This is a genomic window from Amycolatopsis nigrescens CSC17Ta-90 (genome assembly GCF_000384315.1).
Taxonomy (GTDB): Bacteria; Actinomycetota; Actinomycetes; order Mycobacteriales; family Pseudonocardiaceae; genus Amycolatopsis; species Amycolatopsis nigrescens.
Genome location: NZ_ARVW01000001.1, coordinates 3,205,458 through 3,226,420, shown reverse-complemented (window position 1 = coordinate 3,226,420; position 20,963 = coordinate 3,205,458). Strand labels below are relative to the sequence as shown.

Annotated in this window: 13 protein-coding genes and 1 tRNA gene; 8 read left to right on the top strand and 6 right to left on the bottom strand. The window is 72.1% G+C overall.

All coding sequences use genetic code 11. From position 1 onward, the window contains the following. Positions 1-17: 17 nt before the first annotated feature. Positions 18-926 (bottom strand): KPN_02809 family neutral zinc metallopeptidase, encoded by a 909-nt coding sequence (ypfJ, locus tag AMYNI_RS0115000; protein ID WP_020668835.1) that lies wholly within the window; start codon positions 924-926, stop codon positions 18-20. A gap of 537 nt (positions 927-1,463) precedes the next feature. Between ypfJ and AMYNI_RS0114995 the strand changes: the two genes are divergently transcribed. From AMYNI_RS0114995 to AMYNI_RS0114985, 3 genes are all read left to right on the top strand, one after another. Beyond that, positions 1,464-1,937, top strand: a complete 474-nt coding sequence (locus AMYNI_RS0114995) for a MarR family winged helix-turn-helix transcriptional regulator (protein ID WP_020668834.1) — start codon at positions 1,464-1,466, stop codon at positions 1,935-1,937. A gap of 21 nt (positions 1,938-1,958) precedes the next feature. Continuing rightward, positions 1,959-2,043 (top strand) — tRNA-Ser (locus tag AMYNI_RS0114990). A 15-nt stretch (positions 2,044-2,058) separates the two neighbouring features. After that, the gene (locus AMYNI_RS0114985) at positions 2,059-2,832 is read left to right on the top strand and encodes a pyrimidine reductase family protein (protein ID WP_342667763.1); all 774 of its coding nucleotides are present in this window, start codon (positions 2,059-2,061) and stop codon (positions 2,830-2,832) included. Here the strand turns inward: AMYNI_RS0114985 and AMYNI_RS0114980 are convergent. Together AMYNI_RS0114980 and AMYNI_RS47225 are read right to left on the bottom strand one after the other, a co-directional pair. Then, the gene (locus tag AMYNI_RS0114980; protein WP_020668833.1) at positions 2,829-5,225 is read right to left on the bottom strand and encodes a helix-turn-helix transcriptional regulator; all 2,397 of its coding nucleotides are present in this window, start codon (positions 5,223-5,225) and stop codon (positions 2,829-2,831) included. The genes AMYNI_RS0114985 and AMYNI_RS0114980 overlap by 4 nt on opposite strands. Before the next feature lie 23 nt (positions 5,226-5,248). After that, on the bottom strand, positions 5,249-6,067 hold the full coding sequence (locus tag AMYNI_RS47225) for an Hsp70 family protein (RefSeq protein WP_157357361.1): 819 nt from the start codon (positions 6,065-6,067) through the stop codon (positions 5,249-5,251). A gap of 259 nt (positions 6,068-6,326) precedes the next feature. On the opposite strand from AMYNI_RS47225, the gene AMYNI_RS0114970 reads away from it, so the two are divergent. From AMYNI_RS0114970 to AMYNI_RS0114955, 4 genes are all read left to right on the top strand, one after another. After that, entirely contained in the window at positions 6,327-7,022 is a 696-nt protein-coding gene (locus AMYNI_RS0114970) for an IniB N-terminal domain-containing protein (RefSeq protein WP_157357360.1), read from the top strand. 92 nt (positions 7,023-7,114) lie between these two features. After that, complete coding sequence (locus tag AMYNI_RS0114965; protein ID WP_020668830.1) at positions 7,115-8,923, top strand: dynamin family protein; 1,809 nt, start codon at positions 7,115-7,117, stop codon at positions 8,921-8,923. Further along, positions 8,920-10,362 carry a P-loop NTPase family protein gene (locus AMYNI_RS0114960; RefSeq protein WP_020668829.1) on the top strand — a complete coding sequence of 481 codons (1,443 nt, stop codon included), beginning with the start codon at positions 8,920-8,922 and terminating at the stop codon, positions 10,360-10,362. The genes AMYNI_RS0114965 and AMYNI_RS0114960 overlap by 4 nt, the downstream gene beginning before the upstream one ends. 152 nt (positions 10,363-10,514) lie before the next feature. Next, on the top strand, positions 10,515-11,417 hold the full coding sequence (locus AMYNI_RS0114955) for an Ldh family oxidoreductase (RefSeq protein WP_020668828.1): 903 nt from the start codon (positions 10,515-10,517) through the stop codon (positions 11,415-11,417). A gap of 217 nt (positions 11,418-11,634) precedes the next feature. Here AMYNI_RS0114955 and AMYNI_RS0114950 read toward each other — a convergent pair whose 3' ends face one another. Beyond that, positions 11,635-15,549, bottom strand: a complete 3,915-nt coding sequence (locus tag AMYNI_RS0114950; RefSeq protein ID WP_281170274.1) for a Pls/PosA family non-ribosomal peptide synthetase — start codon at positions 15,547-15,549, stop codon at positions 11,635-11,637. A gap of 573 nt (positions 15,550-16,122) precedes the next feature. Between AMYNI_RS0114950 and AMYNI_RS49035 the strand changes: the two genes are divergently transcribed. After that, a complete protein-coding gene (locus AMYNI_RS49035) occupies positions 16,123-16,755 on the top strand; it encodes a hypothetical protein (RefSeq protein ID WP_026360468.1) in 633 nt (210 codons plus the stop codon). A 6-nt stretch (positions 16,756-16,761) separates the two neighbouring features. Here the strand turns inward: AMYNI_RS49035 and AMYNI_RS0114940 are convergent, their stop codons facing one another. Then, entirely contained in the window at positions 16,762-17,667 is a 906-nt protein-coding gene (locus AMYNI_RS0114940) for a glutamate ABC transporter substrate-binding protein (protein ID WP_020668826.1), read from the bottom strand. 30 nt (positions 17,668-17,697) lie between these two features. After that, positions 17,698-20,655, bottom strand: coding sequence for an ATP-binding protein (locus tag AMYNI_RS0114935; RefSeq protein ID WP_020668825.1), 2,958 nt, complete (start codon positions 20,653-20,655; stop codon positions 17,698-17,700). Positions 20,656-20,963 lie beyond the last annotated feature (308 nt).

The window sequence follows — 20,963 nt, the reverse complement described above, 5'->3', positions numbered from 1 at the left end:
CTTCGGGCTCCTCCTCGTCAGCCGAGGTCGCGGGCGCTGAAGGTGTCGCAGCGGGTGGGGTCGCCGGAGGAGTACCCGGCGCTGAACCACTTTTCGCGCTGTTTGGACGTTCCGTGGGTGAACTTCGACTGGTCCACCCGCCCGCCGCCGAGTTCGCTCTGGATGTAGTCGTCGCCGATCTTGGCGGCGGTGTCCAGTGCGCTCTTGATGTCCTCGTCGGTGACCTCGGTGATCAGCGGCCGGCCGTTCTCGGATGCGGCGGTGGTGGCGTGGTTGGCCCAGACCCCGGCGTAGCAGTCGGCCTGGAGCTCGAGCCGGACCGAGCCGGAGGTGGGGCCGCTGCCCTGGCCGGCCTTCGCCGAGTTGCCGAGCAGGTTCTGCACGTGGTGGCCGTATTCGTGGGCGAGCACGTATGCCTCCGCGAACGGGCCGCCCTGCGCGCCGAACTGGGACCGCAGCTGCTGGAAGAACGCCAGGTCGATGTAGACCTCGGCGTCGGCGGGGCAGTAGAACGGCCCCACGTCGGAACTCGCGCTGCCGCAGCCGGTGCGCACCCCGCCGTTGAAGAAGTTCGTCTGCGCCTTCTGGTAGGTCTGGCCGGAGCGGGCGAACTGCTCGCCCCAGTAGTCCTGGATCGAGTTGATCGTCGCGACCACCGCGCAGTCGTGGTTGCGGTTCGCGTCCGCGCCGGTGCGGCATTCCTGGGCGAGCGAACCGTTGCTCACCTGCTGGCCGGAGCCGACCTGGCCGAGGCCGAGTGCGCCGCTGCCGCCGCCCGGGTCCACGGCGCCGAACTGGGAGAACAGGAAGTAGATCACCAGGCCGACCACACCGAGCCCACCGCCGCCCAGTGCGACCCTGCCGCCGACACCGCGCATGTCCTGGACTTCGGAGACGTCGAGGCCGGCGTCCTCGTTGAACCTCACCGTGAACCCTTCGCAAGTTCGACAGACATGCCTGGGTGCGGCCACCCGTCGGGGACCGCACCCAGGACTACCGAGGTTGTCATTGTATGGCGGTTGGCCACCTTTCAGGCTGGCGCGTAGCACTGCCAGCGCGGTCGCAGAAGCCGCGCCGAAACAGGCTCGAACGGCGCCGAACGCGCGAGAGAGTGTCGAGCGCTTGTAATCGAATGCCCGTACTGCTCACAATCGCGACGGGGTTGGGTCAGGCCATCCCTGTCGTGGGGTCACAGCCGGCAGTCAACCGCGGTGAACCATTCGTCACTGCACCACCTACCCTCTCCCGGTGGGGGCCCGAACAGGCGTACCCGGGTAGTCCACCTCGGCTCGGGTCCAGCCTCCGATGTCAATCCAGGATGCGCCTTTTGGCGCCTGGTCTCAACCGTTTCGTAATCCCCCTTATGGGGAAAATTACCGTCGCGATGGCCTGACCTGCTCCAGTAAGGCCGACACGGCACCACCATGCGGTACTTCTGGCACGGAGGTCCTAGTCTCCGTGGAATGAGCGAGGACGACGGCGTGCGGTGGCTGAGCGAGACGGAGATGCTGGCGTGGCGCTCGTACATCGTCGCGACCATGCGCCTGCGTCAGCGGCTGCACCGCGAGCTGGCCGATCGCCACGACATCTCGCTCGCCGACTACGAGGTGCTGGTCTGCGTTTCCCTGAAGCCGGAGAACCGGATCCGGATGACCGAGCTGGCCACCATGCTCGGCTCGACCAAGAGCAGGCTTTCGCATCAGGTGGGCAGGATGGAGGCGGCCGGGGTGGTCCGGCGCGGCCGTGACCCCGAGGACAAGCGGGGGGTGGTGGCCGAACTCACCGACGCCGGCCAGAAGCTGCTGGAGCAGGCCGCGCCCACGCACGTCGACGGGGTCCGCGTGCATCTGATCGACCTGCTCACCGAGCACGAGCAGGCGGCGTTCGGCGAGGCGTTCTCCCGGGTACTCGATCACCTCACCGAGCTGGAGGCATAGGCCGGTAGTCTCGACGGCACGGGAAGCGTGGCAGAGCGGCCGAATGCACTCGCCTTGAAAGCGAGCGTCGGGAAACCGACCGGGGGTTCAAATCCCTCCGCTTCCGCAAGTTCCGACCAAAGTGGACCGGAAAGCGGTGGTTCGCGCGATGCGCTACATCTGGCCGGGTGAGCCGCATGACGTGGACGATGCAGAGCTGGAGTCGCTGTACCGCTATCCCGCGGATCCCCGCTGGCTCGCGGTCAACTTCGTCTCCAGCGCCGACGGTGCGGTGGAGATCGACGGCCGGTCGGCCGGTCTGTCCAACCCGGCCGACCGCAAGGTGTACGAGCTGGGCAGCGACCTCGCGGACGTGCTGCTGATCGGCGCGGGCACGGCCACCATCGAGGACTGGCGAGGCGTGCATCCCGACGAGGAGACCGCCGAACGGCGCGAGCGGCACGGGCTGAGCCCGGTGCCGCCGGTCGCGATCGTCAGCACCGGCCGGAGCCTGCCACCCGATGCGCCGGCGATCACCGAGGCGGTGACCCCGACGATCGTGATCACCAGCGGTTCGGCGCCGCCGGCGACCCGGCAGGCGTGGGCCGACGCGGGTGCTTCGGTGCTGGTTGCCGGGGACGAGACGGTGGACCTACCGGCGGCGGTGGACGAGCTCGTCCACCGTGGTCTCGGCCGGATCGACTGCGAGGGCGGGCCGCGGCTGTTCGGGGCGCTGCTCGCCGCCGGGGTGGTCGACGAGCTGCGGTTGACGATTTCGCCGCTGCTCGTTTCGGGGGCCGCGGAGCGGATCGCGCTCGGTGCCGGGCTGGATCCGACCGCGTTGCGCGCGGAGTCGGTGCTGGCCGAAGGCGACACCCTGCTGGTGCGGTATCTCCTTGCCCGGAAACAGGGTTAGGTCTTCCGGTCGAGCAGTTCGCGGAGGGTGGCGAGGAGTTCGCGGCGGTCACCGGCGCCGATCTTCGCGCGGATCCTGGCCATGTGGTGCTCGACGGTCTTGCCGGAGATGAACAGCTTCTGGCCGACCTGCTTGTAGGTCAGGCCGGAGACCACCAGCCGCGCGACCTCCTGCTCGCGTTCGCTGAGGCTGCCGAGATCGGGCGCCAGGTCCGAAGCAGGTGTCGACGGCGCGTGGTGGCGGGGTTTTCCCTGGAACTGGCGGGCGGCTTCGAGCAGCAGCACCATCGCCTTGCGGTCCGAGGTGCGGATGGCGGCCTGTCCGGCCAACCGGGCGGCGTCCCAGCGCAGGCCCGTCCTGGCCAGTTCACCGGCGGCGTCGGCGACCTGTTCCGGGGCGGCGGTGCCGGCCAGCACCGCCAGCCAGGACTGCGCGGCACCGAAGAGCACCGAGCAGTACCGGCCGGAATAGGTGTGCCCGGCCAGTAGCGCGAGGTGCTCCTCGGCGGATTCCTTGTCCTCCATGGTGATCGCCGCGTGCAGGCCCTGCCAGAGCGGCACCGCGGACCACAGCGGCGGCTGGCCGAGCTCGGCCAGCAGGGTCTGCACGCGCGCGCGGTGCTGGGCCAGCTTGGCGTGTTCGCCGAGCCTGGCCGCGGCGATCGCCAGCTCACCGAGCGGCAGCAGCACGAACAGGTCCACCTGCTGCCGCATCACCGCCTGGTACGCCCGGTCCCAGGCCAGCCGCAGGCCGGGGATATCGCTGCTGCGCCGGGCGATGCCCACGTCCAGCGCGGCCAGGAAAAGCTCGTCGCGCGGTTGCGTCGGGCCCTGCCTTGCCACCGCGGCCTGGGTCGCGGCGGTGGTCAGCTCGCCCTTGGTCATCGCGACCCAGCCGAGCAGCAGCCGGTGCCGCGGGGTCAGCAGATGGCCGCCGGTGCCGCCGGCCAGCGCCCTGGTCAGCACCGACTCCGCCAGCGCCAGCTCACCGGCGTGCAGGGCGACGATCGCGGCCAGTGCCGCCGGGCTGTCCGGCAGCAGTACGCCGGGGCCCGCCGGTTCCAGCATCGCGGCGGCGCCGAGCAGGGTGGTGAGCGCGTCACCGGCCTGCCCGGTGACGGATTCGGCGATGCCGCGGGCCATCCGGGTCGCCGCACCGGCCAGCAGGGTCGGCGGGGAATCCGGCATCGGCGCGGAGAGCAGCGCGCGCGCCGCGTCCAGCCGGCCGGTGCCGGTCAGCCCGACCACAGCGAACGACCGTGCCGAGCCGCGCGCCGACCACTGGTACAGCTCGGCGCTGCGAGCCAGTTCGCCGCGGTGGGCCAGTACCGTCGCGGCCAGCCCGGCACCGGCCGCGCGGTCCTCGGCGTCCTGGCCGGCGATCAGGTCGTCGCTCAGCCGCAGCGCGGTGTCCAGCTCTCCGGCCAGTGCCGCGGCCCGTGCCCAGGCCGGGGCCAGCCGGGCCACCGGGCGCCCTGCCTCCGCGGCGGCCTCGAACAGTTCGGTGGCCAGCACCGGGTCGGCCGGCATCGCCTCGCGCGCCGCGGTTTCGAAGGCGGCGGCCGCGGTCGGCCCGGAGGCGGCGGTGCCCAGCAGCGCACTGGCCGGCATCAGCAGCGGCCTGCCGTGGCGCAGCTGGATTTCCACCAGCCGGTGCAGCACGCCCAGCCGGAGGTCCACCGCGCTGCGGCCGCGGATCGCGCGCCGCACGATCGGCAGCGGGACGCCGTCGGCGGTGAGCATGCCGGTGGCGCGTGCGTCGTCGATGACGGCGGCGACACCGGCGCGGTCGCGGCCGAGTAGATCCGCCAGCAGGTCGAGGTCGCGGCCGGCGCCGGCTTCGGCGGCGACCAGAAACCGCAGCACGTCCTCGGCCAGGCAGGCCAGTTCCGCGCGGAACGGCTCGAGCTGCGACTCGGCATCGGCGGTGCGCATCCGGAGCACGAATCGGGGCACCCCGCCGGTGTGCGCGCACAGGTCGTCGGCGGTCCGCTCGTCCACACCGAGCGCCAGCCGGACCTGCTCGCGTTGCCACGGCGGCAACAGGATCGGCGGGCCGTCCAGCAGTTCGGCCAGCTCGCGCAGTGCCGGGTGCGGCCGGGGCCGGTAGCTCAGCACGATCCGCCGCACGCCCTGTTCCACCAGTTCGCGCAGGCGCGCGAGGCGGATCGGGCCGAGCAGGTGCGCGTCGTCCACCAGCAGCGCGGTGGACTCGCCGAAGGAGGGCGCGTCCAGGCCGAGCACCTCGACGCCCGCCTCGCGGTAACGGCGGCCCAGCGCGTCGAGCAGGGTGCTCTTGCCGTAGCCGCCGGGGGCCACGATCGCGATCCGGTACCGGCCGGCCGGGTCGGCGGCCTGTTCGACGAGCCGCCGGGTGGTCGGGGTCAGGATCATCGGGGAGGTCGTGCCCGCGCTGCTCAACAGCCACCCACGTCCCGGGTGACCGGTTGCGGGCAGGAGACGGCGCTCGCGGTCTGCAGGTCGCCGGGGAAGGCCAGCAGCAGGGCGAGCATGCTCACCGAGACCACCGCCGCGGAGAGCTTGGACCGGAATCCGGCGCGTTTCTTAGCCGGTGACTTGGGTTCCGGTGCCCGGAACGGCGAGATGGACACCGGTGGCCTTGCCGGCCGGTCGCCGGTGGTGGTCGCGGGCAGTTTGGGCAGCAAGGCGGTCTCCGCCTTGCTCGCGTCCAGTTCCGCCGCGTCCGTCAGCTGGCGGACGGCGACTCCGGCCGCCTCCGCCGCGGCGTCCGCGCCCGTGCTCCGCACGCTGACCAGGTCCACCTCGGCCAGGCCGGCCTCGTCGAGCGCGACGCGGAGGCGTTGACGCCGGTACTCGCCCCAGTCGGCGGGGCAGGTGAGCACAACCCGCTCGGGGGTCGGCTCGGTGCCGCCCACCCGTTCCAGCACCCATTCCACGGTCACCACGCTCAGCGACTCGGCGGAGAAGCGCTGCCGTGCCACCACGATCGGCACGTCGTCGCCGATCCGCTGGTGGAAACCGGTGATCAGCCGCTCCGGCCGGTCCACCCCGGCCAGTCCGGCCTGGTCGCCGGTGAGCAGGTAGCCCTCGTCGTCGAGGAAGAGCGCGGAGAAGGTGGCCGGGGTCTGCTCGCCGAGGCGCGCTGGCTCCGGCGGGCTCCAGGTGTCCTCGCGCAGCGTGCTGATCGCGGCGTGGGTGCTACCGGGGCCGATGTCGATACCGAGCACGTATGGGCTGACCTGCGTACCTGGCACAGCGACTTCCTCCGCGAAACCAAACTCATCCAGGGGTTCACCCGTTTAAACGAACAACCAGATCTAACACAACTGAGACGAAGTCTTCTTACCCCCTATCCCCCTAAGGGTGCACCAGTGCTCACCCTATGGAAGGAGCCACCGTCAACTGGGAGTTAACCCCGATGTGGCAGGGGGTAACGCCGTCCTAGCCTGTCCGACAGGCGCCGGGCCGATTCGCGACTTCGGAAATCGTGAAAATAATTCAGGAGAAATGTTCATGGACTCCGCCCAGACCCTTTACGACTTCGCCCTCGACCTGCTCAGCGACGAGCAGGCTCAGGCGGCCTTCGCTGCCGACCCGCAGGGCGCGCTCGCCGCGGCGGGGCTCGGGGATCTCGACGCCACCGACGTCCAGGAGATCCTGCCGCTGGTCCTGGACTACCTGCCCACGCGGCCGGGCCTGGACGAGCTGACCCTGCCGGACCAGAGCGACACCGCGACGAACTCGGTGGCCAGCGCCACCGCAATCGCCAACCAGATTTCCGGTGGCTTCACCCCGGCCGAAGACCTGGCCGGCCACCTGGACGTGCCGGAGACCAACGGCATCGGCGACCAGCCGCCGGCGGCACCGCCGCCGGGTGCCGGCCCCGGTGAGCTCGACCCGCGTGCCGAGCTGCCCGCGGACGTGCAGGGTCACCTGGATGCGGTCACCGGTCAGGTGCCCGAGCCGCTGGTCGAGCTGCCGGCCGAGTTGGACCCGGCGCGGGTCACCGGCGAGCTGACCGGCCGGCTGGACGAGTTCTCGGCCAAGGTCGAGGAGCTCGGCCACACCGCGCCCGACCTGTCCGGCGGCACGCGGGACGTGCACGACACCGTCGGCGATCTCGGCCGGACCAGTGACATCGGCAACACCGGCGGCGTGGACGTGAACCTGCACACCGACGCGCTGGGCGACAACGACGTGCAGTTCTGAGCTACCCGGGCCGTGCCGGTGTCCCGCTGCCGGATCGGCCAGCGGAACACCGGGTTCGCCAGGAGAGCGGGAACGAGGAACACTCTCGCGACGTGAACGCACCACCGTGGTTCGGCATCCTCGGGGAAACCCTGGACGCCTGTCTCGCGCACGGCCGGCCGGATCTGGCCGGCCGGCTCCGCCTGCGCCGCGACGCCCCGGTCGCCGGGACCCGGCTGGCGGTCGCCGGATTCTCCAAGCAGGGCAAGAGCTACCTGGTCAACGCGTTGCTCAACGCGCCGGTCTGCTGGGTGGGGGACACCGCCGGGACCACGGTGCCGACCGAGGTCCACCACGCGGCCGAAGCCGGCGCGGTGCTGGTCCACCGCGACGAGCGGATCAGCGCCGGCGGGGAACGCGAACCGGTCGACGTGGAGCGGGTGGCGGCGGAGGTCTCCGGCGCCGAGCGGCCGGACCTGCGGTGCGCCGAGGTGCGACTGCCGCGGGAGCTGCTGGCCGGTGGGCTGGTGCTGATCGACACCCCGGCGATCGGCGACCCGCGGTCCGCGCGCACCGCCGCCGTGCTGGAGGTGCTGGCCGGCGCGCACGCGGTGCTGCTGGTCTCGGACGCCGGTCAGGAGCTGACCGGTGCGGAGCTGGCGCTGGCCGAGCACGTCCGCGGCTGGTGCCCCAGCGTGCTGGTGGTGTTGACCAAGATCGACGTCAACCCGGACTGGCGCGAGGTCGCCGAGCGCGACCGGGCGTTGCTCCGGGAGGCCGGGGTCGACGCGCCGCTGGTGCCGGTCTCGTCCACGGTCAGGCTGGCCGCGGCCCGTGACCAGGACCGGGAAACCAACGCGTGGTCCGGTTTTCCCGAGCTGCTGGCCTGGGTCACCGCCGAGGCCGCCCGCCCGCCGGAGGAGACCGGTCGCCGGGTCGGCGTGCTCACCGCCCGCTCGGCCCTCGAAGACCTGGTGTCCACGCTGAAGGACGAGTTGCGGGCCGGCGATCCGCGCGGCGCCGACCGGCTCGGTGAACTGCAACGGGCGCAACGCCGGATCGACGTGCTGCGCCGGCACACCACCCGCTGGCAGAACCTGCTCTCCGACGAGATCACCGACCTGAGCGCGGATCTCGAGTACGACCTGCGCGAGCGCACCAGGAAGATCGTGCAGCACATCGACCGGACCTTCGACGAGGCCGATCCGCTGCAGGTCTGGGACGAGTTCGCGGTCTGGCTGGAGGACAGCCTGGTCGAAGCGATCGAGACGAACTACCGCTGGCTGACCGAGCGCGCGGAGTGGATCGCGAACGCGGTGGCCGGCAGTTTCGGCAAGGAGGCCGGGCAGTCCGTGGCCGCGCTGCGGTTGGTGGACGCAGGCCCCGGCACCGAGACCATGGAGGACCTGCCGAACCCGCGGGTCGAGCGGTTCAGGATCGGCCAGAAGATGTTCACCGGGCTGCGCGGATCCTACGGCGGGGTGCTGATGTTCGGGCTGATCACCAGCCTCGGCGGGCTGCCGCTGATCAACCCGCTGTCCCTCGGCGCGGGCGCGGCGTTCGCCACCAAGAGCGTCCGCGACGAGAGCGAAACCAGGCTGAAGCGGCGGCAGTCGATCGCGAAAAGCGCCGCGCAGCGCCATGTCGACGACGTGTTCCTGCGGTTCAGCAAGGAGTGCAAGGATCTGGTGCGGACCGTGCAGCGGCGGCTGCGGGACCATTTCGCCACGCTCAGCGAGGAGATGCTGGACGAGGCCGCCGCCGCGCGTGAAGCGCTCCAGGCCGGTGCGGCGCAGCGGGATCGGCGCAACGCCGAACTGAAACGCGAGATCGAGCGGCTGGCCGCGCTGCACCAGCGGGCCGGCACCCTTGGCGCCGCCCGGCTGGAGCGGCGTGGCGGCACGCGGGAGCTCAGCGCGTGAGAACCGTGGACGCCGTGCGCGCGTTGCTGATGGACGCGGTCGAGCTGTACCGGGATCGGCCGCCGGTGGCCACCGCCCTGCGCATCCAGCTGACGCGGCTGGCCGAGCCGGTGCGGATCGCGGTGGCCGGCCGTTCGGCGACCGGGAAGTCCACGCTGCTCAACGCGCTGCTCGGGGAGACGCTCGCGCCGGCGGTGCTTTCCCATCTGGACAAGCATTTCACCTGGTACCGGCACGGCGGGGAAGCCAAGGTCACCGCCGTTGCCGGCGGCGGCCCCGCCCGCGAAATGGCCGCCACCCGTGCGGCACCGGGGCTGCGGCTGAGTGCGACCGGCTCGGGGCCGGCCTGGCCGGACCGGGTGCTGGTGGACTGGCCGTCGGCCGGGTTGCGTGACCGCACGCTGATCGACACCCCGGCGCTGGCCGGGCTCGGCGCGCCGGCCGATCCGGTGGCGCGCCGGCTGCCGGCTGAGGCGGATGCGGTGATCTACCTGGCCCGTCATCCAGAACCGGAGCAGCTGGCCGGGCTGCGGGTCACCGAGGGTTCGGCGCTGGCCAGGCTGACCGGGGTGCACGCGATACTGGTGCTGGCCAGGGCGGACGAGGTGGCGGCCGGCCGGATCGACGCGCTGATCTCGGCGCGGCGGCTGGCCAGGCTGAGCCGTCGCGAGAACGCGGGTTGCGCGCCGTTCCAGAGCGTGATCGCCGTTTCCGGTCAGCTGGCCCACGCCGCGAACGCGCTGGACGACGAGGATTTCGCCACGCTGACCCGGCTGGCGTCGGTGTCCAGGGCGAACCTGGAGCGGCACCTGCTGAGTACGGACGTGTTCGTCGCGGACGGTTTCCCGATCACGCTCGGCCGCCCGGAGCGGCGCGCACTGCTCGGCAGGCTCGGGCTGTTCGGGGTCCGGCTGGCCACCACCTTGGTGCGGACCGCCTGCGACACCAGGGCCAAGCTCGCCGCCGAGTTGGTCCGGCGCAGCGGGCTGGCCGAGCTCCGGGCCGCGATCGGCACCTTCTTCGTGGACCGAGGTGAGGTGCTCAAGGCGCGTTCGGCCTTGCTGCTGCTGGAGTCCGTGCTGGCCACCGAGCGGGTCGACGGCGCGGATCGGCTGGCCGTGCGGCTGGAGCAGGTGGTGGCCAGTACGCACGACTTCCGGGAGTTGCGGCTCATCGCCGAGCTGTCCTCCGGGCGGCTGAGCCTGCCCGACGAGGTCGCCGCGGAGGCGCTGCGGCTGCTCGGGGCGAGCGGTACCGGTGTCGCCGAGCGGCTCGGGGTGCCGGGCACGGCCGACGCGGACACGATCTGGCCGGCGGTGCTGGACGCGCTGGACCGGTGGCGGCACGCGGCGGAGCGGCTCGGCGCGGACGAGAGCGAACGGGCCGCGGCGCGGGTGGTGGTGCGCAGCTGCGAGGGCGTGGTGGCCGCCGTCGGCTGACCGGGCGTCTTTCGGAAAGCACTGCGGCACAACGGGTTGAGTTCACACGGTTGGGTAGCGGATGGTGCTCTTCGTTGACAGTCATTCGGCGGCTCAGCAATGTGGATGCAGTGCCCAACCGTCCGCGTACGCTTCGTGAGTCTTCGTCGAAGGTGCCGCAGCAAGTAGCCATTCCCGAGCAGCCGAGGCTTTGCGTTCCGTTCGACGAGCTGGTCGAGTTCGTCGCCGATGTCTTCTTCGCCCGCGGTCTCGCGCCGAGCCGGGCGAGGCTTGCTGCCGAAGCGCTCTGCTACGGCGAAGCGACGGTGGGAAAGGACTACGGTCTCGCCGGGCTCAAGCGCACCTACCTGCCGCTGCTGGACTGCGGGCTGGCCCGCGCGCAGGCCGAGCCGCTGGTGATCGCCGACCGTGGCGCGGCCGTGCTCGTCGACTACCGGCGGGCGCTCGGGTTATGGGCGGTCAGCGACGCGATGGACCGCGCGGTTTCGCGGGCCGGGCGGCACGGGGTCGCGGTGGTGTCGCTGCGCGGGGTGACCGATTTCGGCCGCGCCGGGCACCATGCCGCGCGTGCCGTGCCGAGCGGCATGATCGGCCTGGTGCTGGCCGCCGGCGGGGAGCAGAACCCGGCCAGGCACGGGGTGAACCCGCTCGGTTTCGCCGCCCCGGCCGGGCCGTATCCGTCCTTTGTGTTCGATCTGGACGCCACCGCGCTGAGCACCGGCGCCGCCGGGTTCGTGCTGCTCGTCGAGGTGCTAGCCGGGCTGCTGCCGGGGGTCGCCGACCACGATCACGACACCGGCCTGATGGTGATGGCCATCGCGCCGGCCACGCTGCGCAGCGCCGACGGTTTCTACCGGCACGCGAGCGCCCTGTTCGGCAGCCTGCTGGGCTGGGAATCCGGCGCCCCGGACCGCTACCCGGGCTGGCGCGAGGCGCAGCGGATGGAACAGTGCGAGGCGATGGGCGTTCCGCTGGCCGCGAAGCTGTACCGGGAACTGGCCGAGATCGGTAAGCAGCTCGGCCTGCGGATGCCCGCCGCGGTCGGGGAACGCTGACCCGGCTCGCTTCCCGTTCGCGTTCGAGCCCAACGTGACGTTCGGCCAATAGAACACACCAAACGTCACATTGGGCTCGTCCGCCGGTTTTCGAGTTGTGCACAGTCGGTCCGCCCTGTGGACAGGTACGCCATGAGCAGCGGAAACGTCGTGGTGGGCGGATAGACTGGAGCGGGGCCGCCCCCCGGGATGGGTGGGGGCTGCGCCGGGGATGGAATCAGGGCGGCGGCGTGGTGCCGCGTTCGAGCGGGGTGCCCTGCCAGTGGGCGTTGCCGGGTACGGATTCGGCGGCCATCACCAGCGAGCCGGCGCCTACCGTGGCCGCGGCGCCGAGCCGGCTGCCGGGTAGCGCGATGCTGCGGGGGCCGAGGGTGGCGTCGCGGTCCAGCCGCACCGGTTCCAGCCGCATGACGCGATCGTGGAACAGGTGGGTCTGCAGCACGCAGCCGCGGTTGACCGCCGACCCGGCGGTCAGGGTGATCAGGTCCGGTTCCGGCAGCCAGTGCGTCTCGCACCAGACACCGCGGCCGATTTTCGCGCCGAGGCCGCGCAGCCACCAGTTCAGCACCGGGGTGCCGAGTGAAGACTGCACCAGCCAGGGCACGGCCAGCACCTCGACGAAGGTGTCGAACAGCTCGTTGCGCCAGACGAACGAGCTCCACAGTGGATGGCGGCCGGCGCGGAAACGCCCGATCAGCAGCCATTTCGCCATGATGGTGAGCAGCCCGGCGACGATCCCGGCGGCGAACAGCACCGGCCCGCCGGCCAGCGCGGCGCCCCAGAAGCCCAGCTCCTGGTAGAGGAAGTCGAGCACGGTGAAGACCATCGTGCCGAGCACCCCGGCCAGGATCAGCGGGATCACCCGGCACAGCTCGACCGCGGCACGCGCCAGCACCAGCGAACGCGGCGGCGCGAAGGTGCGCGCGGGATCGGACGGCTCGGCCTCGCGCCGCAGCCGGATCGCCGGCCGGCCGAGCCAGGACGAGTCGTCGGGCACATCGGCGGGGGCGTCCGACAGCACGCCGATCAGCGCGCGGTCGCCGACCGCGCGGTCCGGGCCGACAATCCCCGAGTTGCCGACGAACGCACGCGCGCCGACCTCGGCCCGGCCCAACCGCATCCAGCCGCCGCGCAGCTCATAGGGCGCGGCGAGCACGTCGTCGGCGAGGAAGGCGGAATCCGCCACGCGCAGCAGGCCGGGCAGCGGCAGCACGGTGGACAACTCCACCGAGCGGCCGATCTTCGCGCCGAGCCGGCGCAGCCAGAACGGGGTGAACAGGCTGGCGTACAACGGAAACAGCGTCTTCCTGGCCATCTCCAGCAGCTCGTGCGCCAGCCAGGCCGACCAGCCGGCGCGGCTGTGCACCGGGTGCGTGCCCGGCCGCACCGCGCGCCCGGCCAGCCGCACCAGCACCCCGATCAGCAGCGCGTGACACAGCACGCCGAGCAGCACCATGAACGGCACCCGGAGCAGCACGTCCCAGGTGGCGGTGAGCAAGGTGCCGCCGGGCGGCAGCACCACGAACGCGATCACCATGGCCGGCACCACCGCGAGGCCGAGCACCAGCCCGCGCAAGGACGCGCCGAGCAGGTAGGCCAGCGTCCAGCGGCGAGCCCGCGGCGCGGGCTCGGCCGGCCACTGCGCACCGGGTTCCTGGGCGGTCGCGGGAGAACCGCCCCAGCTCTCCCCGGCCGGGACCAGCTCGCCGGTGCAGCCGCCGGGCAGCAATTCCGCGCCGTCCCCGAGTTCGGCACCCGGCAGCAGCGTGGCGCGGCCACCGACCCGCGCCCCCGCGCCGACCCGGATCGCGCCGACCCGCAGCCGGTCGCCGTCCAGCCACCAGCCGGCCAGGTCGGCTTCGGGTTCGACCGCGCAGCCGTTGCCGAAGGTGGCCAGCCCGGTCACCGGCGCCAGAGCGTGCAGGTCCACGTTCCGGCCGACCTCGCAGCCGAGCAGCCTGGCGTACCGGACGGCCATCGGAGTACCGGCGATCGCGCCGGGACCGAACGAGCCGGCCAGCCGTTCCGCCGCCCACAACCGGAGATGGGTACGGCCGCCACGGCGATACGTGCCGGGTTCGATCCGACCGCGCAGCGCGCGCACGCCCAGCGCCACCAGCACCGACCGGCTCGCCGGGCTGAACAGCACCAGCCAGGCGGGCACCAGCACCCACCAGGACATCCGCGGCGCCCAGGACTCGGGCAGCACGATCGAGAGCAGATTGCCGAACAACGCCACCACGAGCAGCCAGCGCACCCCGGACAGGCAGCACAGCAACGTCTGAAAAACGGCCTGCGCCCAGCCCGCGCCCGGCGAGGTCCGCGCCATCGTGCGTTCAGCAACCGGCGCGCGGTCGTCGGCCACCAGCAACTCGCGCAGCGCGGCCGGGGTCGGCCGCCGGTACACGTCCGCCACTGCCACCCCGGGATACCGTTCGCGCAGGATCGACACCAGTTTCGCGACGGCGAGGCTGGTGCCGCCGAGGTCGAAGAAGTCGTCCTCCGGCCCGGTTTCGTTGCCGAGTAACTCGCTCCAGACCTCGAGCAGCCAGCCGGTGACCGGGTCTTCGACGGGTCTTTCCGCCCGACCGGACGGCAGCGGCCACGGCAGGGCGGCGCGATCCACCTTGCCGGAGCCGCGGGTGGGGAACTCGGCCAGCACGGCCAGCCTCGGCACCAGCGCGGCGGGCAGCCGCTGCCGCAGCCGACGCCCGGCGGCGTCGGCGTCGAAACGCCGCGGCTGCCCGTCCACCGGCACCACGTAGCCGACCAGCACGTCGACCCCGCCGCCGGTGCGCTGCACCACGCTGGTCGCCGCGGCCACCGACGGCAGGTCCAGCAGCGCGGCGTCGATCTCGCCGAGCTCGACCCGCCGGCCGCCCAGTTTCACCTGGTCGTCGGCGCGGCCGACGAAGCGCAGCCCGTCCGGCAGCGCACGCACCAGGTCGCCGGTCCGGTAGCCGCGGTCCCAGCCGAGCGCGGGCAGCGGCACGAACTTGTCGGCATCCCGCACCGGATCCAGGTAGCGGCCGAGACCGGCGCCGCCGATCACCAGCTCACCCGTCTCACCCCAGCGGACCGGGCTGCCCAGCGGATCGTCCGGCGCGACCACGGCCAGCGCCCAGCCGTCCAGCGGCAGGCCGATGTCCACCGGCTCCCCGGCACGCAGCCTGGCCGCACAAGCGACCACGGTTGCCTCAGTAGGGCCGTAGGTGTTCCACATTTCGCGGCCGTCGCGGGCGAAGCGCCGCACCACCTCGGGCGGGCAGGCTTCGCCGCCGACGATCAGCAACCGGACCGCGGCCAGCGACTCGGCCGGCCAGAGCGCGGCCAGCGTCGGCACCGTGGACACCACGGTGATCCGCCGCCGCGCCAGCCACGGACCGAGATCCGCGCCGGACCGCACCAGCTCCCGCGGCGCCGGCACCAGGCAGGCGCCGTTGCGCCAGGCCAGCCACATCTCTTCACAGGACGCGTCGAAGGCGACGGACAACCCGGCCAGCACCCGGTCTTCACGGCCGATCGGGTCGTCGCGCAGGAACAGGTCCGCCTCGGCGTCCACGAAGGCGGCCGCGGACCGATGCCGCACCGCGACGCCCTTGGGCTTGCCGGTGGATCCGGAGGTGAAGATGATCCACGCGTCGTCGTCCTCGGCCGGTGGCCCTTCGCGGCCGTCCGGTGGGTACTCCGGCCGGAGGGTGAGGGCGTGCCCGGCGCCGAGCACCGCGCAGACCCGTGCCTCCCGCCAGATCAGCTCGGCGCGCTCGTCCGGGTCGTCCACGTCCACCGGCACATAGGCCGCGCCGGCTGCGAGCACGGCGAGGATCGCCAGGTACAGCTCGGCGGTACCGGAGGGAATCCGCACGCCGACCCGGTCTCCGGTCCGCACGCCGTGCGCGTGCAGCCTCACGGCCAGCCGGGCCACCTCGGCGGAGACCTCCGAATAGGACAATAAGCGGTCACCATCGTCGATGGCGGGGGCGTCGGGCCAGGCGGAAACGGAATCTTCGAGTATTCGCGGCAAAGTGCGCTCTCGCGCGGGCGGGGCGACGGGGTAGCGCGCCGCGTCGATTTCGGTGAGCGCGGTTCCGGCTCGAGTCCGGGACCTTGCTTCGCGCTCCTCAACCGTCACTGCACACCTTCTTTCTCGAGTGGGGTCAGTGAATTCGCCGTTCTGGACGGACGACCGGTAGCGCCGAAGATGTCGGAGTTTCCCGTGCTGGAGCGAGTTTCGGGTGCTGTGACCAGCTGTTCGACGCTAGCGGGGGTGTGGGTTTCAGCCTGGCCCGCGAACCTGAAAACAGGCTTAACGGAACCTGTGCGAAGATGTGCGTCCGCCGGGGACCTCGGGTTCCGGGTGCATTAGTGAGCTGATTCACTCAATATGACTCACGAATTGCCCGCGCATTGTCTGATGGGCGTGAGTTCTTCGGACGTGATGCACAGGAAACCGTCGACCGGAAGGTGCGACAAGTGGCACTCGCGGCTGGACTACTGTCATTACCCGTCGTCATCGCCAGTAGGCGCTGTCACCCAATTGAGTCAATTTCGCCTTCTATGGGGCAAAAGTGTGCCACTCCTAGCATCTTTGCCAGCTCCGCGCTGGTAACTTGCCGAGACCTCGACATACGTGGGCCGGGATTTCTGGGGAGTCCCGATGGTCGGGGCGACCGAGTCCCCGCCGCCGTCGACGGAGGTTTTTCCCATGGCACGCACGACGCTGCGGAGCAGGACGGCCGAAGTCGTCAGCCCGATCCAGGTAGCCGACCGCACCGGCATCCTCGCCGCCAGCGTGCCGCAGCAGCGGACCGAAACCAGCACCGCGGACGCCGGCACCGTCGGAGCCGAGAGCGGGACCCTGACGGTCGCGACGGCGGACGCATCGGCACCGGGTGCGGTGGCGCCCAACGTGCGGCGGTGCCTGCTGCTCACCTGCGCGGCCGCGGCGCTGCTGATGATCGGCTGGATCGGCGGCGGCATGTTCCACCAGGAGCGAGCCGGCACCCCGGTGCCCGAAGCGGCCGGCAGCGTGTTCGAGACGAACGACGGCGCGGTGCAGGCGATCCCGGCGCCAGCCCCAGCCCCCGCCCCAGCCGAGGTGGCCCCGCCGGTGCCGGCCGCGGTGCCCGCCGAGCCGGTGCGAGCCGCCAAACCGGCGGAGACCCGCAAGCCGACGCGCAAGCCCAGCCCGAGCGTCACCCCGCGGTCCGAGCCGGTGCCCAGCGCACCGGCCCGCGAACAGCAGCTGGACGAGCAGGTGAACGAGCAGCTGCAGAAGTTCGTGCAGCCGATGATGGACTCCGCGCGGCAGATGCTCGAAGGCGCGTCCGGCCGCTAGTCCTGCTTACGAGCCGGGGACGGAGCCGATCGCGGGCGGGGCCGGCGGCCCGGTGGTCATCACGGTGCCGAGCGAGTCGCGCCAGGCCTGCTGCCAGATACCGGCGTCCTGGATCTGCTTCAGCCAGTTGTTCACGAAGGTCTTGAACTCCGGATCGCCGGGCGGCAGGCCGATGCCGTACGGGTCGCTGGTGAACGGCTCGCCGACGATCCGCAGGTCGTCGCCCTTGTGCGCGTTCGCGGCCAGCAGGGTGAGGTCCTGCACGTAGGCCTCGGCACGGCCCTGCGTCAGCGCCTGCACGCATTCCGGGTCGGTCGGGAAGGTGAGCACCTCCGCGTCCGGCGCGTGCTGCTCGATCGCCGGAACCCCTGGGGTGTTCGCCCCGGCCAGCACCGTCTTGCCGTTCAGGTCGGCGGGCCCGGTGATGCCGGTCTTGCCCTTGACGGTCGCGATCGCCTGCCCGGAGAGCAGGTACGGGCCGGCGAACAGCACCTTCTGCGCCCGGACCGGGGTGATCGTGTAGGTCTGGAACACCGCGTCCACGGTCCCGTTCTGCAGCAGCGCCTCGCGGGTCTCCGAGGTGGCGTTGGTGATCTTGACCTTGGGCTGGCCGAGGATGTACTTGGCGAGCAGCTTGCCCAGCGTCGCGTCGAACCCCTCGGTCTCCCCGGTGATCGGGTTCTGCTGCGACAGCAGCGGGGCGTCCAGCGAACCGCCGACCACCAGCTCACCGCGTTCCCGCACGGCCTTCGCGGTCGGGCTGTTCGCGATCGCCTCCGCGCCGGCGACCGGGGCGCGGTCGAACAGGCCGCTGTCCTTGCCGGTGGGCACCGCCGCGTTGTCCGCAGCGCACGACCCCAGCATGAGCGCCGCGCCGAGCAGCAAGGCAAGCCGGTACCTCGAACGCGCCATGTGTCCCCTCCCCGGGATGAGCTGACGACCTTAGACGGCCTGCTTGGGCCGTGCCTGCCTGGGCAGCGGGGTGGCGGGCGCGGCTGGTGCGGCAGGAGCGTCCTTCGCCGGTTCGCCGAGATCGTGCTCCAGCCAGGCGACCTCGGTGCGCGACCGGGCGCCCAGCTTGCGCAGCACCTTCGCGACGTGCTGCTCGACGGTGCGCGGCGACAGGAACAGCCCGTCCGCGATCTCGCGGTTGGTCCGCCCGCCGGCGAGCATCCTGGCCACCTCGCGCTCGCGCGGCGACAGCTGCTGGCCGTAGCCACGCCGCCCGCGCGGCGACGGGGTCCACGCGCCGTGCTCACGCAGCTGGTGTCGGCACCGGCCGGCGTCCCTGGTCGCGCCCATCCGCTCGAAGGCGTCGGCGGCGTCGCACAGTTCCGTGGTCGCGGACGCCTCCCCGCCGGCCAGCCTGGCCAGCGCGGCCCGCTCCCTGGCCAGTGTCGCCGGGTACGGCATCGGCAATTCCGCGTAGCGCGTGGCCGCGTCGTCGAAACCGGCGGCGGCTTCCCGGTGCGAGCCGCGGCCGGCGAGCAGCACCGCGCGGGCGGAGCGCAGCGCGGCCTCGGCCACCGGCGCGTCCCGGTCGGTGATGCCGGTGGCGAACTCCTCGACCGCGGCCTCGGCGTCGGCGGTCCGCCCTGCCAGCAGGTACGCGTCGGCCGCGGCCGGCACCAGCTCGGCGGTCCAGACCCAGACACCCTTGTGCCGCGCGGCTTTCATCCCGTCGTCCGCCGCCGCACAGGCCCCATCAAGGTCCTCTGTGGACAGTCGGAGCCGGATCATCACCGCCGCGGCGGAGAGCACCACCGGCATCACGGCGTGTTCCGGGTCCAGTATCCCGGTGGTGATCAGGTGCCGTTCCGCGTCCGCGAACTCGCCGCGCACGGTCGCCAGCGCGCCGAGCACCAGCGAGCACTCCGCGACCACCGCACCGAGATCCGGGTACTTCTCCAGCAGCGCCTCGCCGGACTCGGCCAGCCCGGCCCAGTTGCCGGTGACCCAGTCCAGCCGCAGCCGGGTTCCCCTGGCCAGCTCGACGGTGAACAGCGCGCCGGTGGTGTTCGCCTGCACGGTCCCGTCGCGCAGCAGCCGTTCCGCCCGGTCCAGGTGGCCGACCCAGGACTGCGCGTCGGCCAGGTTGCACCAGAGCCTGGCCAGCTGCACCCGTTCGGCGATGGTGGCGTTGCCGCCGCCGGGCAGCCGCTCGAAGTCGGCCCACGCGCTGCCGTCGCCGACATGCGCCCGGCAGGCGATCCGGTCGCCGGTCAGCGCGAGCCGGAGTTCGTTGTCCCGCAAGCGTTCGAACACCTTGTCCGCGCGCTTCGCCCATTGCTCGTGCCAGGCCAGCGGGGTGAGCCCGTCGATCGGCTGGGCCAGCAGGTTGATCCCGCGGGCGGCCAGCTCCGGGCGGTCGGCGAGCTCGTCGATGGCCTTCTCCACCTCGACCCGGCCGCGGCCGAGTTCACCGGGTCGGCGGACCAGCAGCAGGCCGAGGTTGAGCCGGATGGTGCCGCGGGTGGCGCGGCTCAGGCTGCGCTCGGCGAGCACCCGCTCCAGGGTGGTGGAGACGTCCGGCCGCAGCCCGCGCAAGGCGATCTTGCTCAGCTTGGTGGCCATCCGCTCCACGTCCGCTTCGGTGAGCGCGGCCCCTTCCAGCAGGGTTTGCAGGGTGTCGATGGCCAGTGACGTGTCGCCGCACTCGATCGCGCGGTCGGCGGCGGCCTCCGCGTACTGCCGCCACTGCTCGGTCAGCCCGCCGGCCCGTGCGTGCTCGGCGAGCTGGACCAGCGGCTGCGGCGCGGTTTCGGCCAGCGCGCGCAGGGCCCGGCTGTGCAGCAGCTGACGTTCCGGCCCGTTCACCGACTGGTAGACCGCCCGGCGGTCCAGGCTGTGCCGGAAGCCGTACTGGCCGCGTTCGGTCTCGCGCAGCACCCCGGCGGTGACCGTTTCGGTGAGCGCGGCGGAAAGCCGGATGCCGCGCACCCCGGCCACCGAGCCGACCAGTCCGGCTTCGGCCGGCACGCCGAGCACCGCGGCCGCGTGCGCCAGCCGTTCCGCCGCTTCGGCCAGCGTGCCCATCCGCTCGCTCATCGCCTCGCGCAGCAGCACCGGCACCTCGATCTCGTCCAGCAACCGGCAGGTGGGTGGTGATTCGGCCAGCGCGCGGAGGGTTTCCTCGACCACGAAAGGGATTCCGGCGGTGCAGTCGTGCAGTTTGGCGGCGAACTCCTCGTCCACCCTTGCCACGTCGAGCACCCCCGCGGCCAGCCGCCGCACCGCGGCCACGTCCAGCGGGCCGAGCCGGACCCTGGCCGTGCGCACGCTTTCGGCCGGCCGGAACGGCGTGCTCAGCGGACCGCCCACCGGCGAGCGGTCGTTACGGGTGGTGATCACCAGCCCGAGCCGGTCCGGCTGCGCGGAGACCAGGAACCGGAGGAAGTCGGTGGTGTGCTCGTCCGCCCAGTGCAGGTCGTCGATCACCAGCAACGCCGGACCGCAGGCGGCCAGCAGCTCGCGAATGGCCCGGAACCGGCGGTGCCGGTCGGCGCCGGGGTCGGCCATCGGTTCCGGCGCGGGCGGCAGCAGGCCGGCCAGCTCCGGCAGCAGCGGCCGCAGCACCCCGGCCACCGGGCTGAGCGGTTCCACGCCCGCGTCGGCAACCCCGCGCAGGGCTTCCAGCACCGGGCCGTAGGGGAAGGGTTCGCGCAGCGGCTGGCAGGAGCCGGTCAGCACCCGGACGTCGGCCAGTTCCGCGCGGTTGAGCAGTTCGCGCACCAGCCGGGTCTTGCCCATCCCGGCTTCGCCCTCGATCAGCACCGCGGACGGGCGCGCCAGCAGCACCTCGATCACCGCGCCGAGTTCGGCGTCGCGGCCGACCAGTACCGGCGAACTCGTGCGCACCGACACCGACGTCGAAGTGAACTGGGCCGCCATCCGCACCATGGCTCGCTCCTCGATGGGCGACGGCCGGGTACCGCACCGTCGGGTTCATGCGGAGCCTAAGCAGGGGTGAGTGGTTCGTAAACCTCACATAACGGCGGGGTGGACGGCCGGGTTGGCCCGTCCGGAGACCCAGTGTCACCGCGTTGCCGGAGAAGCCGATCGTGCTCCGTGACAAAACGCAGGAGAACGCGGCCGATGGCACGAACCGCGGACACTTCCCCCGTTCGAGGGGGGCAAAACATGACTCTGAGTAGTACTTATAAAACCCTACTTGTGGGTTTACCCATTTGGGTTAATCCACAAGTAGG

What these genes read in the sequence shown, in the direction of transcription:
- AMYNI_RS0114995 (WP_020668834.1), top strand. Translation starts at nt 1,464, where the DNA reads ATGAGCGAGGACGACGGCGTGCGGTGGCTGAGCGAGACGGAGATGCTG.
- AMYNI_RS0114980 (WP_020668833.1), bottom strand. Translation starts at nt 5,225, where the DNA reads ATGATCCTGACCCCGACCACCCGGCGGCTCGTCGAACAGGCCGCCGAC.
- AMYNI_RS0114970 (WP_157357360.1), top strand. Translation starts at nt 6,327, where the DNA reads ATGGACTCCGCCCAGACCCTTTACGACTTCGCCCTCGACCTGCTCAGC.
- AMYNI_RS49035 (WP_026360468.1), top strand. Translation starts at nt 16,123, where the DNA reads ATGGCACGCACGACGCTGCGGAGCAGGACGGCCGAAGTCGTCAGCCCG.
- AMYNI_RS0114940 (WP_020668826.1), bottom strand. Translation starts at nt 17,667, where the DNA reads ATGGCGCGTTCGAGGTACCGGCTTGCCTTGCTGCTCGGCGCGGCGCTC.
- AMYNI_RS0114935 (WP_020668825.1), bottom strand. Translation starts at nt 20,655, where the DNA reads ATGGTGCGGATGGCGGCCCAGTTCACTTCGACGTCGGTGTCGGTGCGC.